Consider the following 13,626-nt stretch of genomic DNA (forward strand, 5'->3'; position numbering starts at 1 on the left):
CAGCATACTCGCCGCTCGAGCGTTCAGTTACTACTTTCGCCCCTATTCGATTTAGCGGCTGAAGAACGGCAGCACCTTTACGATCCCTGCGAACACGGCGATGGTCGCAAGAAACGCAACAAAGCTCGCCAGCAGGTGATCCGGGTAGCCAGCCGCTGCTGCCCAATCGGGTGCACCAATTGCCGCAGCGATGATTCCGAGTACTAGGTTAGTCCTTTCTGAGACCTGCGCTTCTTCTTCCCTAATCACTCCGGAGATCTTATTGAACTGAGTTCTCAGAACCGCCTGGCGGGTACGCAGCTTTTCTTCGAAGTCGCTCCGCAGACGGTCAAACTCGGACGCGCTTTGCAAACCACGCAGAATCCTCGTCTCAATCTCGCGCTCGGGCACGTTCCGAAACCAGAGATTATCTCGAATCTCGATGTGATCAAGCTGGAGAAGCTCCAGATTTTGGAGATCCTTCTGTAGATATTTCCGTTGATTCCTCGATGCGGGGTCACGTGTATCCAGACCGGAAGCTGCGGCGAGGGCACGCAGGGAGATACGCAAATGCGCCTCGCCTGCCCGTGCACGCATATGCAGAATTAACACGTCAAGGAATCTTGTATGCGCGAGAGACCAGTAGGACATACCATCCTTGTTTGCAGATTTTGTACGGACCATCCCTACGCCCTCACTGGTCGAGATTATCGACCAGTTTTGGTCACTTCCAGATTCAATCGCGGCGAAATTATCTGGGGTCTGCAAGGGAATTTGCTCCGGATATGAATCTGCACCCACGGCGATTTGCCAGGCCCATTGCTTCTGCCAGCTCCACCTCGCCTTAGGATCAGTGTCGTTGAGCAGCATAGGACCTTCCATCTCAGCGACGCTTCCATTTATCCCCTGTTCCCATTCGCTCTCGGGAGCTACTGAGTGTTTGCCACCGTAAAATTCGAATTGCTCATCTACACACTGTGACTCAGTCCGCTCTTCAGGCTGAGGACGGCAAGGGCTGGGTATAGCCATAGCGACACGCTGTGGGGGTGGAAGAAGAAAAGGACGCGGATCGCTCGGCATTGCATCAGTAGCTCTCAAACAACCGCTGTCGTCCAAATACATCGAAGGCTTCCTTCGCAGCTTTGAGTCGATTTCAGCAATTGCAAGCTCGGCAAAATGCCGCAGCGCTGGGAGTTGTTCAAGATCAGTCTTGTCACCCTGCCCTTCCAAATACACCTGTGAAGTATTCCAGGGTTTGTGCAGAGTCGCGCTCAAAAAGCCGAGGGTAGCCGCGGAAATGTTCTCTGCAGCAACGTTGATGACGAGGAACGAACAACGCGTTTCGGTTCGTACGGGGGACGACCTGGTGAAGTCGGTAAGATTTGGCTCTTTGTACTGAAGAAGTTCAAAGGATAAAAGCTTGAGCCACGAAGGTCCTTTCGCGTCCTTCCGACTACGGAGTTGATCTGCCCACGGAACTTGACGATCGTAGTTTGTGATTTCAAATACAGTCCTATCCTTTTCAGGCGGAAACAGGTAATGGTGCGCCGTAAGGTTCGGGCAGGAATCTAGCTCGCTTTTCGGCACCACCTGCCCGACTTGCGCGTCCGTCGGTGCCACGTCAATATCGATCGACAAGTTCCCTATTGCGCGCCCGATAGGTTCGTGAAACCGCACGCGTGCATCGTGATACCAAGCATTGCCTCCATGCACTAACGGCTTGCGGTACCAGTCATGCTTCTTGTCCGGAGCCCTGAATACTTCGGCATCTTCATCCCACTGAGGATTTTCAATGAGTTGTATTCCCTTATCCCGGCCATTCTTCCAACCGTACGCTCCACGAGGATTTTCACCTGCCGCAAAATCAGTCGGCAGGTTGTTCTGGTCAAGAAATGAAACTTGCTCGGGAACGGGCAGTACCAAGGAAAAACTAGCTAGACGCCACGGGTGCAGTTCCTTCGCGCGAAAATCCTCTGGGACGCGAAATTCATGCCCTGACCTCTTTATCGATTGCAGCTCAATTCTTGGACTTCCCGAATTAAAACGCGAACCTACTGGTGGGTTCACGCATTCTTTAAAGGAGCTCATATCAATCCATTCGTTGCCACTCATAAAGGACGTAGAGTCACAGTTTATGCTAAATGAATGACATCTACTCGTTTCTTGCCCGACGTTGTCGTCCGCGAACATCGCATTGACGTGCCCTGGTCCCAAGAAGACCCCTCCCTAGGCAAGTTTTCGCTTTTTGCTCGAGAACTGATTAGTGACGACACGCTACCACCGCTCGTCTATTTTCAAGGTGGTCCGGGAAAGCCAGGGCCCCGGACCGTGATGCCTTGGATCCCCGAGGCGCTAAAGCACTATCGGATCTTTCTGATTGATGAACGTGGCACCGGTAGCTCTTGTCGGATAGACCGCAACTCTCCAGAGCTAATCAGCCCTAGCCACCTATCTTTGTTGCGCCCACCAAACATTGTTCGCGATGCCGAAGCACTGCGAAAATTTCTCAAGATCGAAAAGTGGGATGTCTTTGGTAACTCCTTCGGTGGCCTATGTGTCGCTGCTTACATGTCTTATTACCCCGAGGCAATTGGCAATGCCTTCATCACAGGGTCAGGGATACCCTATCGATGGGACCCAGATGAATTTCACCAGGTCACATTAGCATTGACAAACAAGCGACAAGAGGAGTTTTTTTCCAAATTTCCGGGGACTCGCGATCTTATCGATACTATTTGTCAGCACCTGGAGTCCAACGACGAGAGAATGCCATCTGGTGAGCGGCTGAGCGCAAATCGTTTCCGCATGGTCGGTGTTCTCCTTGGCGAATTGCATGATTTTGATGCATTGTCGACCCTTCTAGAAGAGCCTTTTCACCAAAGTGTAAAGCGACTGAGGACAGACTTTCTACAAGGAGTGCAAGACGTGATTAGTTTGGAGCGCACACCACTGTGGGCCGTCATTCAAGAACCAATGCTAGCGGACCCCGAGCAACCAACTAATTGGTCTGCGCAAAGGGTGCTCGAGGACACAGAGCCAATGCCACTACTAGGCAATCAATTCTTCCCGTGGCACTTTGCAGAAGACCCGGCCTTGCGACCTTTCGAATCTGCAGTTCACGCGATGTCTCAGAATACCGGCTACATGCCAATTACTCTGCCCGAAGTGCTGGAGTACAATACCGTTCCTTGCACAGCATTGTTCTATGAACGCGACCTATTCATGCCACCAGAGTGGTTCATGGAGCCTACGGCGTCGGTGCCCAACACACAGATTCTTCTGGACACTAAGCTTTTCCACGATGGAGTTTACACTCACGGCGGCGAAATTTTTCAACGACTCTACTCCGCCCATCAGGAACGGTTCCAGACACAAGTGCAATGAGAGCCTACGCGTCGGCGAAACCCGTAAACCCCGTGGCGCGGCGCGTCGCCGCCAGCCACTGCTCGAGCTCGCCGGCGTCGAGCCATTGCTCGTACAAGTCGGAGTCGGGCGAGGACATCAGCTCACGGACCTGGTGCTCCAGCCAGCGTCGGTCGCGGAACGAAAATTCAAACGCCAGAGCCTCGTGGAACTCTTCGGAGGGCAGGTTGCCGTTCATCACGGCAACGAGGGCGACGACGACCTCGGCCTGGCCCGAATCAAGGGGCAGCTCGCGGCAGGCGAAGCGGAACTTATCCATGCGGAACGTGCCATTGGCAAGCTGACGCACGGCGTCGCGCGCGTGGTCATTATCAAACGGCCCATAGTTCCACGTTCCCATGGCCAGTGAGCTTAAGACCGGCTGGTTGCAGGTTGCTTTCCGTAAAGCGAACAATACTTAAACGTCAAGCAATATGTTGGTAATCCGGTTTGCCAACGTGTCTACCTGCTGTGCAAGTTTGTCCTCCGTGCCGTTATTATCCAGCACCACGTCTGCCGCTGCGCGGCGCTCGACGTCCGGGATTTGCCGCGCGATGCGGTTGCGCGCGTCGGCCTCGTCCAGCCCGCGGTGCGCCACCAGGCGCCGCACGCGTTCCTCCGGATTCACGTCGACCACGACGGTCATGTCCATGTCCTGGTCCATGCCGAGCTCCACGAGCAGCGGCATGTCGTATACCGCTGCCCGCTCCCCAGCGGCCTCCAGCGCGGCGAACCTGCGGGCGGATTCCGCGCGGATCGCTGGGTGGGTGATGGCGTTGAGTCGCTGCGTCCCCTCCTCCGAGGCGAATGCGCGGCGGGCCAGTTCCGCCCGGTCCAGCGCGCCGTCCGGTCCCAGCAGGTCGGCGCCGAACTCCTCCGCCACTGCGGCGAGGACGGGCGAGCCGGGTTCCATGTTGTCGCGGGCCACCTGGTCGGCGTCAACGACGGGAAAGCCACGCTGGCGCATAAGCGCCGCGACCGTGGACTTGCCGCTGCCGATGCCGCCGGTCAATCCGATCATGTACATGGGACTCGATGATAGAGCAAAGCGGCCCGCGCCCCGTCGATAAGCGACTGGGTGCGGGCCGCCGTGCGACCTCACATGGAGGATTTAGTTGCCGGTGAGCTTGTCGCGCAGTGCGGCGAGCTGCTCATCCGAAGCCAGGGAGCCCATGGACGACTCTGCCGGCTCCGCTGCCGGAGCTGCAGCGTTGGAGTCGGAAGAGTAGTTTGCCTGGTCTGCTGCCTGGTCGGCGGCCTCTGCGGCTGCGGCGCGGTGACGCTCCACCTGGCCGGCGTGCGCCTGGTGGCGACGCTCTGCCTCGGCGTAGCGTGCCTCCCACTCCTGGCGAGCCTCGTCGTAGCCTTCCATCCACTCGTTGGTCTCCGGGTCGAAGCCCTCCGGGAAGATGTAGTTGCCCTGCTCGTCGTAGGAGTCGGCCATACCGTAGCGGGACGGATCGAACTCCTCGGTGAAGTCCTCGTCAGCCTGCTTGAGGGACAGGGAGATGCGGCGACGGTCCAGGTCGATGTCGATAACCTTGACCATGACCTCTTCGCCCACGTTGACAACCTGGTCCGGCACCTCGACGTGGCGCTGAGCCAGCTCGGAGATGTGGACGAGGCCCTCGATGCCCTCGTCGACGCGAACGAACGCACCGAACGGGACGAGCTTGGTGACCTTGCCCGGGACGATCTGGCCCACGGCGTGGGTGCGTGCGAACACGCGCCACGGATCCTCCTGGGTTGCCTTCAGGGACAGGGACACGCGCTCGCGGTCCAGGTCCACGTCGAGCACCTCGACGGTGACCTCGTCGCCCACGGTGACAACCTCGGACGGGTGGTCGATGTGCTTCCAGGACAGCTCGGACACGTGGACCAGGCCGTCGACGCCGCCAAGATCGACGAAGGCGCCGAAGTTGACGATGGAGGACACGACGCCCTTGCGGACCTGGCCCTTCTGCAGCTGGTGCAGGAAGTCGGAGCGGACCGCGGACTGGGTCTCCTCCAGGTAGGCGCGGCGGGACAGCACGACGTTGTTGCGGTGCTTGTCCAGCTCGATGATCTTCGCCTCGAGCTCCTGGCCGATGTACGGCTCCAGGTCGCGGACGCGACGCATCTCAACCAGCGATGCCGGCAGGAAGCCGCGCAGGCCGATGTCCAGGATGAGGCCGCCCTTGACAACCTCGATGACCGTACCGGTAACCGGCTGGTCGTTGTTCTGCAGCTCCTCGATGGTGCCCCAAGCACGCTCGTACTGAGCGCGCTTCTTGGACAGAATCAGGCGACCTTCCTTGTCCTCCTTGGTCAGGACAAGCGCGTCGATCTCGTCGCCGACCTCGACAACCTCGTCCGGGTCGACGTCGTGCTTGATGGACAGCTCGCGCGTCGGGATGACGCCCTCGGTCTTGTAGCCGATGTCAAGGAGGACCTCGTCGTGGTCAACCTTGACAACCTTGCCACTGACGATGTCACCGTCGTTGAAGTACTTGATGGTGGCGTCGACTGCAGCGAGAAATTCCTCAGGGCCACCGATGTCATTGATAGCAACCTGGGGTGCGTTAGTAGTGCGCATAAGTATATGTGCTCCGAAATGAATAGGAGATCGAAATTGGACAGGGGCGCATCTCTCCACCCAGTTCACCTTCCAATGGGGGGCTTGACGTGGGAAAGATCTCGCGCGAGGATCGACCCAGGCCCTCCTATTACGGCCGGTGTCGCCCCGATACGTCGATGCGCCCCTGCAAGGGTAGTCCGTTTCACCTGCTTAAGCAAATAATATCCGTCATGCACAATTCCGATCATTCGCTTATCGACGCCACCGTCACCCCCTCCGCGGCAAACCGCCAATTCTGGGACGATGACGCGGCACGCTACCACGCCGATCACGCGGCGTACCTGTCAAGTTTCTACTGGTGCCCGGAGATGCTCCACGAGTCGGAGGCACGCCTCCTCGGCGACCTCGCCGGGCGCAACGTGCTGGAAATCGGGTGCGGCTCCGCCCCGTGCAGCGCGTGGCTTGCTCGCCCCGAGCAAGGCACCGGTTTTGTCACCGGATTCGACATTTCCGCGGGCATGTTGCGCCGCGCGCCCACCGGACTCCCCCTCGCACAAGCGGACGTGCTCGCCCTCCCGTACCGCGACGCCGCCTTCGACGTCGCATTCTCCGCCTTCGGCGCGCTGCCGTTCGTCGCCGACCTCGACGTGGCCCTCTCCGAGATCCGCCGCGTGCTGCGCCCCGGCGCACGCTTCGTCTTCAGCGTCACGCACCCCATGCGCTGGGTCTTCCCCGACGACCCCGTCTCCACCACCGCCGAGATCAGCTACTTCGACCGCGCTTACGAGGAGCGCGACACCGAGGGCCGATTGACCTACGCGGAATACCACCGCACGTTCGGCGACTGGGTCCGCGCCCTCCGTACAGCGGGACTGCCGCTTGTCGACGTCACCGAGCCAACCTGGCCGCCCACCCTCACAGAAACCTGGGGGCAGTGGTCACCGGAGCGCGGCGCGCTCTTCCCGGGCACAGCCATCTTCGCTACCCAGGCGGTCTAAGCTTCACTTCCCACACTCTCAGCTTCTCCCCGAACCCAACACCCCCATATAGGGGCAATTGGACCGCTCCTTGAAGTGAGATGACCATTTACCGCTTTTCCGAGAAAATCGACCTATACACAGCCAACCTGCAGGTCAAGATATTTCCACATCGTGAGACTCGTCATAAAATATAAATGCTTCTTCATACCTGAGTTTCACGTAAGGCGAACCCGGCAATTCGCTCACAACATGTTAAACTCGCTCTTGGTTTTCGAAGCTCGCCCCTCTGGTAAGGGAAGACCACTGAGGCGGGAAAAACATCGAAAACCCTTCCCCGCTCACAGGGGGTTTAAGTGAAAAGGGAAGCACAGCGTGGTGGAGGGGGTTCGCCACGCGATCGGGGGGAAGGGGGATGCAGCATTCCCCGGAATGCTGCGCGAGAGGCGGGCACGAGATTAACGGCCCTGGTGCCCGCCTCCTCGTCCCTCAGCGGCGGCTCTGCCCGCAGCTGAGCGCGAAAGGCGCGGGGTGAACTGCACGGAGACGGCTCACCCCGCGATTTTCCGTGTGTTTCCGCGATTTTCCGTGCGTTTAGTGCGCCGCCTCGTTCCAGTTCGTGCCCGTGCCGGCGGAAACCTCGAGCGGCACCAGCAGCGAGATCGCCCTATCCATTTCTCGCTCGACGATCCCGCGCACCTCGTCGAGCTCACCCGCAGCAACCTCGACGACAAGTTCGTCGTGCACCTGGAGCAGCACTCGCGACTGGTAGCCCGCGAGCGCCTTGTCGACGCGGACCATCGCAACCTTAATGATGTCCGCAGCCGTCCCTTGGATCGGCGCGTTGAGCGCCGCGCGCTCCGCGTTCTCGCGCGCGACCCGGTTTTCACTGTTCAGCTCAGGCAGGTAGCGGCGGCGGCCGAACAGGGTTGAGGTGTAGCCGTCGCGCCGCGCCTGCTCGACCACCTCATCCAGGTAGCGCTTCACACCGCCGAAGCGCTCGAAGTAGCTCTCCATGATCTGCTTCGCTTCGCCCGCCGAGATGCCCAGCTGGTTCGACAGCCCGTAGGCCGACAGCCCGTACACCAGGCCGTAGCTCATCGCCTTCACGCGACGGCGCAACTCGGGCGTGACCTGGCCGATCGGCACGTCGAAGACGCGCGAGCCCACGAAGTTGTGGAGGTCCTCCCCCGCCTTGTACGCCTCGATGAGGCCCTCGTCGCGCGACAGGTGCGCCATCACGCGCATCTCAATCTGCGAGTAGTCGGCCGTCAGCAGGCATTCGTAGCCCTCGCCGACCCTGAAGGCGGAGCGGATTTTGCGGCCCGCGTCTGTCCGCACCGGGATGTTTTGCAGGTTCGGGTCCGCGGAGCTGAGCCTGCCTGTCGACGCCACCGTCTGCTTGAACGTCGTGTGGATCCGGCCGTCGTCGCCGACCGCCTTGATGAGGCCCTCGATGGTGGACTTCATTTTTTGGTACTCGCGGTGCAGCAGCAGGTAGTCAAGGAACTCGTGCGGGTGCTTCTCCGCCAGCGCCTCGATTTCCGACGCCGCCGTCGAGTACCCCGTCTTCGTCTTCTTCGTCTTCGGCAGCTCGAGCTTGTCAAAGAGCACCACGGAGAGCTGCTTCGGGCTGGACAGGTTGAGCTCGGGCTCGTCGACAAGCTCGCGCGCCTTCTCCTCCACCTGGGTGACCTTGTCGGCGAAGTCCTTGCGCTGCGCCTCGAGCACGTCGCGGTCCACGGCGATGCCGGTGTGCTCCATCTCGGCGAGGATTGGCACCAGCGGGAGTTCCAGGTCCGCGTAGAGTTCGTATTCGTCGATGTCGCGCAGCTGCGCGGTGAGTTCCTCGGCGAGTTCGAGGACGGCCGCGGCGGCGTCGATAAGCGAGGTGTCCTCGAGCAGACTCAACTGGTCCCCACCCACGGTGAGCTGGCGCTGCAGGTGACGCTGGTAGACGTCCTCGAGGCCGTACGTGCGCTGGCCGGGCCGCAGCAGGTAGGCCGCGATCGCCGTGTCGTGCGCGATCCCGCGCAGCTCGATCTCGCGCCCGCGCAGCATGTGGTACGCGCCCTTCGCGTCGTGGAGGTACTTCGGGTCCTCCGACTCCAGCCAGGCTTTGAGCGCCGCGTCCTCGGCCGGGGAAAGCTCGGCGGTGTCGCGCTGAATGCCGCGCCGTTGCTTATCGACGATCCCCAGCCCCGTCACATCACCACCCGCCGGCACAGCGGAACCAGACAGGTACACGGCGAGCCCCTCCCCGCGGCGGGCCTCGAGCCACGTGTCCAGCGGCTCGCTCGCAATCTCAACGTCGGTGAGCTCCACCGGCGCCTGTTGCTCGGCCGCATCGCCCTCGGTCGGCACGGCCTTGAGCACACGCTCCCGCAGGTTGGCGCCGAACTCCAGGTCGTCGAAAGCCGTGGAGACCTCTCCCACGTCCGCCGTTTTCAGCGCCAGCTCGTCCGGTCCGACCGGCAGCTCCACGTCCGTCACCATCTGGGTGAGCTCGCGGTTGAGCTGCACCTGCTCGATGCGTTCGCGGAAGTTGTTCCCGGCCACGCCCTTGATCTCGTCGGCGTGGGCGATGAGCTCCGCCAGCGAGCCATACTTCACGATCCACTTCGTCGCCGTCTTCTCGCCCACCTTCGGCACGCTCGGCAGGTTGTCCGACGGGTCTCCGCGCAGCGCCGCGTAGTCCGGGTACTGCTCAGGCGTGAGGCCGTACTTCTTCTCCACCTCTTCCGGGGTGAAGCGGGTGAGCGTGGAGACGCCCCGGGTTGGGTAGAGGATGGTCGTGTGGGCGTCGACAAGCTGCAAATAGTCGCGGTCACCGGTGACGATGACGATTTCGTAGTCGCCGCGCGCCTGGGTGACCAGCGTTGCGACAATGTCGTCAGCCTCGAAGTTCTCCTTGGACAGCGTGACGATGCCGAGCGTGTGCAGCACATCCTCGATAATCGGCACCTGGCCCTTGAACTCCGGCGGCGCCGACTCGCGCTGCGCCTTGTACTCCGGGAAGCGCTCCGTGCGGAACGTTTTGCGGCCGACGTCAAAGGCGACTGCAACGTGCGTCGGAGCCTCGTCGGCGAGGATGTTGGCGAACATGGAGAGGAAGCCGTACACCGCGTTCGTGTGCTGCCCGCCCGTGGTGGAGAAGTTCTCCGCAGGCAGGGCGTAGAAGGCGCGGAAGGCCATGGAGTGGCCGTCGATGAGCAGGAGACGTTTTTGATCAGTCACGGTGCACCAGTCTAGCGACCGCCCACGCCACGCAATTTCCAGATCCCCGCGCGCATCCGCTACACTTTTCCGCGAGCCCCAGTAGCCCAATTGGCAGAGGCAACGGATTCAAAACCCGTCCAGTGTGAGTTCGAGTCTCACCTGGGGCACTAAGAACCATACCCCTGTGACTAAGTAAAACCTGGTCACAGGGGTTACTACATAGAAAATAGTGGGTGGAAAAATAGGCAAAACGGGAGTCTTTGCGGTTCTGATGCCGTAACAAGAACCCCGCCTCCGTAACTGTCTTTAGTGCTTGCGGGGGATTGTCTCAATAGGTTCTATAGATGTTTTCATAAGTGTAATTTTATAAGGTTCATCAACCCTATTGAGACGTTCTCTAGCACTATTTTCTGCGTCTCATTTGGCTGCACCCTATCGCGACATTCATCGCCTGGGGCGTTGTCGCTGATCTATAAAGCTTATTACTGCCTCCTGAAATATGTATCACTGGGGCCTTTCGTGACATGGTATCTTTACTTGCGTGAACCTGAACCCCATGGCGCGGCTTAAGTCGGCTCAAACACAGCCGACGATTTCCGTTGAGGATGTTGAACGTGTGCGCCGTCAACGAAGACTTGCGAAAACCGAAGAAGAGTACAGTGACGTACGTTCTCAGATGCGCGATTTAGTTGCTGAGCTTCGTTCAACCCCCGTGCGAAACCCAAAGACCACGAAGATCGCAGGTGTCATCATCCTAATTATTGGGATTATTGTGGGTGCACTTCTCTTCTACAGCGCTTACCTGCTGTGGCCAGATTTCATGGAGTACGTGGAGGAGGAATGGTAAAGAGCAACTCCTCCGGATCCAATGACGGAACCATTACAGAGCGTCAAGCTTTTTTAGGCCTAGTCGGATTCATAGTTGTCGGCTTGGCAATGAGCCTTTATGGTATAGCGCTTATCATTTTAGCTTCCTTGGTAACCCTAGGGTCGATCGCAGTTGGAGTATTTCTTATACTCCGTTCCTCCGAGGAGGGAGATGCCGTGTTTCGAGCAGTTTCGGGTGAGGTTGAGCAGCTTAGCAATGATGCCTCGTTTGATATTGCTGAGGAACTAATCGCCTGGGATAAGCTGAAATACACTAGGGGCATAGGCACGAGAATCGCAGGTCAAGACAGTGACATTGAAGATATATATCGCCGACTTACCAATGCTCGCGAGGAGCTGGCCCAGGCTAATACGCCAGTCCACCGTATAGAAGCCGTTCTCGCCGTCGATTCGGTTCTAGCAATTGCGAAAGAGTTACGTATTTCAGAATAACCTTGGGACTAGGGGCTCTTTCTGTTGTCCACTCAGGCCATCAAAATGGAGGAACTGGCGAACTGGCTGCAACCTCCTGGGCCGAGTAGGGCTTGCGGAATGTTTCGCCACCGGCAACATAAGTACAATGAATCCATGACTCAACCCCAAGAGCTCGAGAGTCCGGGATCGAATTTCACCCAGGTGTTGGAAGCTGCAGCGAAGCTCCCTGGGGTAAGGATGAACAGAGCTACTTACCTCCGCCAAGCCCTCAAGCGTTACTGCACTGAGGCGCAAATCGAGGAAGCAATCAATACCAGCCCGGCAACGGCAGGCATCCCGCTCAAGGTCATTACTGCGATAGCGAACACATCTATTGCCTATGAGACGAGCAAGGTTACTGGCCTCTCGACAATCGCAGGCATCCCTGGCGGCCTGGCGATGGCGGGGACTGTGCCGGCAGATCTTGCGCAGTACATGGGGCATATTCTTCGAATTGTCCAGAAGCTTGCCTATATCTACAGCTGGCCTGATTTATTTGCCGATGATGGCGAAGATGTGGACGAAGCGACCGAGGGCATGTTGGTCCTGTTCGTGGGTGTGATGTTTGGGGTGCAACTCGCTCAAGGTGGAGTGACGCGAGTTGCAGGCATGGTCGCAGCCAATGTCGCTAGGAAACTCCCGCAGAAGGCACTCACCAAGGGAGTGATCTATCCGATCGTGAAAAAGGTTGCGAGCTATCTCGGGGTGAGTATGACTAAGAAAATATTCGCTAACGGAGTAGCTAAGGTCATCCCCGTCGCCGGTGCAGTTCTCTCTGGGAGCCTTACTCTGGGGACGTTCCTCCCGATGTCGAAGCGTCTACAAAAGCACCTCGCAAGTTTAGAATTGACCAAGCCAGGACACCGGACAGAAGAGAAAGAATCCTGACGCTGAAATCATGGCTCTGTAGGCCACTGAGAACCGAAGAAAATTCGGTGTTAGGCAAAGACTTCCAGAATTCGCCTTCTTAATAACGGCGCAAATAACCCGCCTCAGGCTTACTTATCTTCACACCCGCCCACTATCGATTCTGAGCGCGTTCTACTATGAGGTCGGTGGCAAACCAATGAACCAAAGTCACCAAAGCTTAGACTTCCTTGCCCCACAAGATTTCCTCTCGAAGAGGTAATTACTTAACTGCCTAACGGCAGGGGAACCTTATATAGCCTACGGCCTGGTACATCTATTTCTGAGACGTCCGACGTTCCCGAGGAAAAGTGATTCCGGCTTCACAGGGTGAAAAGTTTAAGGCGGTCACGGCGGGACTGCCGGGGGGATGGCGTCGCACACACCGTGACCTAACCCCAGGCCTCATCGGGGGGGCGGGGTTCACCTTTGCGACGTGGTCACGAGAAGAAAACTCAGAACGATGGGAAGCAACCTAGCTGGGGTGGTTTTGAAGCAGCTGGGCTCAGAATTATCCGACTTCCCTCTCGGGGGCACGCCTCTCAGGGGCACGCTATGAAGTCTCGAGACATCGTTCCGGGGTATCTCTCCCCGCGATTGTTAGTTCTCGCCTCCCTTAGGAACCCGAAAATCGGGCCTCTGAAACGACATGGATGCGCTGAGAGGCAGGCAACTGCTCACGACAATTTTGAGCCCAACAATGAACTTAGCACCGGAGCCGGGTTTGACAGCCCCTCCCTCAGATCCTGCTTATCGATTGCGACGTACGCCTAGAACCACCTCTAAAGGCATTAGGAGCAACAGCATTTCAGGGAAATCCGCGAGCTACTCGGCTGGTCTCACAACTTAACCGACTAACCGACCAGCAAATCGTAATAACCCTCGAGCACCAAGATGCTTTGTGATCACCCTTGCCTCCCCTCTCAGACCCAGCGGAGCAGCGGCTTCTCCTCTAGGAAAAAGTATCATTAAAGATTGCGCGACGATGACCGCCAAAGTATTCTAATCTTCACAGATCAGAGGAGAAGATTGAGGATGGCTAAACACTTTAGCGTCCATGCATTTGGAAGCGCAATGCTATTTCGTGTTCCTGACGATGCTGATATGGATAAGTTCACTTTAAGTAGCATTAGGAGCAGAAAAGACGTGCAGCGACAACTTGACGATTTTCTAAGAGAACAAGAGTTCGATCCCAATGATTACTACAAGTGGTGATTTGAGGCTAATCGAACCTCGCACCAAAAA

At 58.2% G+C, this 13,626-nt stretch carries 10 protein-coding genes and 1 tRNA gene; 6 read left to right on the forward strand and 5 right to left on the reverse strand.

Going from position 1 to position 13,626, the window contains the following annotated elements:
- Nucleotides 1-51: 51 nt before the first annotated feature.
- Nucleotides 52-2,067, reverse strand: a complete 2,016-nt coding sequence (locus FPP74_RS10410; protein WP_144718374.1) for a hypothetical protein — start codon at nucleotides 2,065-2,067, stop codon at nucleotides 52-54.
- A gap of 57 nt (nucleotides 2,068-2,124) precedes the next feature.
- Here FPP74_RS10410 and FPP74_RS10415 point away from each other — a divergent pair, with 57 nt between their 5' ends.
- Nucleotides 2,125-3,363, forward strand: coding sequence for an alpha/beta fold hydrolase (locus tag FPP74_RS10415; RefSeq protein ID WP_144718376.1), 1,239 nt, complete (start codon nucleotides 2,125-2,127; stop codon nucleotides 3,361-3,363).
- A 4-nt stretch (nucleotides 3,364-3,367) separates the two neighbouring features.
- On the opposite strand, the gene FPP74_RS10420 is transcribed toward FPP74_RS10415, so the two are convergent.
- The 3 genes from FPP74_RS10420 to rpsA all read right to left on the reverse strand — a co-directional run bounded on the left by FPP74_RS10420 (nucleotide 3,368) and on the right by rpsA (nucleotide 5,956).
- Complete coding sequence (locus FPP74_RS10420; protein WP_095536477.1) at nucleotides 3,368-3,742, reverse strand: DUF4259 domain-containing protein; 375 nt, start codon at nucleotides 3,740-3,742, stop codon at nucleotides 3,368-3,370.
- A 57-nt stretch (nucleotides 3,743-3,799) separates the two neighbouring features.
- Complete coding sequence (gene coaE / locus FPP74_RS10425; protein ID WP_144718378.1) at nucleotides 3,800-4,408, reverse strand: dephospho-CoA kinase; 609 nt, start codon at nucleotides 4,406-4,408, stop codon at nucleotides 3,800-3,802.
- Nucleotides 4,409-4,492: 84 nt separating this feature from the next.
- The gene (gene rpsA / locus FPP74_RS10430; RefSeq protein WP_095278821.1) at nucleotides 4,493-5,956 is read right to left on the reverse strand and encodes a 30S ribosomal protein S1; all 1,464 of its coding nucleotides are present in this window, start codon (nucleotides 5,954-5,956) and stop codon (nucleotides 4,493-4,495) included.
- 212 nt (nucleotides 5,957-6,168) lie between these two features.
- On the opposite strand from rpsA, the gene FPP74_RS10435 reads away from it, so the two are divergent.
- Nucleotides 6,169-6,936: a class I SAM-dependent methyltransferase gene (locus tag FPP74_RS10435; RefSeq protein WP_144718380.1), complete on the forward strand. Its 768-nt coding sequence runs from the start codon at nucleotides 6,169-6,171 to the stop codon at nucleotides 6,934-6,936.
- A gap of 573 nt (nucleotides 6,937-7,509) precedes the next feature.
- Here FPP74_RS10435 and polA read toward each other — a convergent pair.
- Complete coding sequence (gene polA, locus FPP74_RS10440) at nucleotides 7,510-10,152, reverse strand: DNA polymerase I (protein ID WP_144718382.1); 2,643 nt, start codon at nucleotides 10,150-10,152, stop codon at nucleotides 7,510-7,512.
- A 75-nt stretch (nucleotides 10,153-10,227) separates the two neighbouring features.
- Here polA and FPP74_RS10445 point away from each other — a divergent pair.
- From FPP74_RS10445 to FPP74_RS10460, 4 genes are all read left to right on the forward strand, one after another.
- Nucleotides 10,228-10,301 (forward strand) — tRNA-Leu (locus FPP74_RS10445).
- Nucleotides 10,302-10,675: 374 nt separating this feature from the next.
- Nucleotides 10,676-10,981 (forward strand): hypothetical protein, encoded by a 306-nt coding sequence (locus FPP74_RS10450; RefSeq protein ID WP_095546304.1) that lies wholly within the window; start codon nucleotides 10,676-10,678, stop codon nucleotides 10,979-10,981.
- Nucleotides 10,975-11,454: a hypothetical protein gene (locus tag FPP74_RS10455; RefSeq protein WP_095546305.1), complete on the forward strand. Its 480-nt coding sequence runs from the start codon at nucleotides 10,975-10,977 to the stop codon at nucleotides 11,452-11,454. The genes FPP74_RS10450 and FPP74_RS10455 overlap by 7 nt, the downstream gene beginning before the upstream one ends.
- Before the next feature lie 135 nt (nucleotides 11,455-11,589).
- Complete coding sequence (locus tag FPP74_RS10460; RefSeq protein WP_095546306.1) at nucleotides 11,590-12,363, forward strand: hypothetical protein; 774 nt, start codon at nucleotides 11,590-11,592, stop codon at nucleotides 12,361-12,363.
- Nucleotides 12,364-13,626: the final 1,263 nt, after the last annotated feature.

Origin of the sequence: Corynebacterium sp. NML180780, from assembly GCF_007786415.1 — a bacterium.
GTDB lineage: Bacteria > Actinomycetota > Actinomycetes > Mycobacteriales > Mycobacteriaceae > Corynebacterium > Corynebacterium gottingense.

Coding starts and splice junctions, on each gene's coding strand:
- FPP74_RS10410 (WP_144718374.1), bottom strand. CDS start 2,067: ATGAGCTCCTTTAAAGAATGCGTGAACCCACCAGTAGGTTCGCGTTTT.
- FPP74_RS10415 (WP_144718376.1), top strand. CDS start 2,125: ATGACATCTACTCGTTTCTTGCCCGACGTTGTCGTCCGCGAACATCGC.
- FPP74_RS10420 (WP_095536477.1), bottom strand. CDS start 3,742: ATGGGAACGTGGAACTATGGGCCGTTTGATAATGACCACGCGCGCGAC.
- coaE (WP_144718378.1), bottom strand. CDS start 4,408: ATGTACATGATCGGATTGACCGGCGGCATCGGCAGCGGCAAGTCCACG.
- rpsA (WP_095278821.1), bottom strand. CDS start 5,956: ATGCGCACTACTAACGCACCCCAGGTTGCTATCAATGACATCGGTGGC.
- FPP74_RS10435 (WP_144718380.1), top strand. CDS start 6,169: ATGCACAATTCCGATCATTCGCTTATCGACGCCACCGTCACCCCCTCC.
- FPP74_RS10455 (WP_095546305.1), top strand. CDS start 10,975: ATGGTAAAGAGCAACTCCTCCGGATCCAATGACGGAACCATTACAGAG.
- FPP74_RS10460 (WP_095546306.1), top strand. CDS start 11,590: ATGACTCAACCCCAAGAGCTCGAGAGTCCGGGATCGAATTTCACCCAG.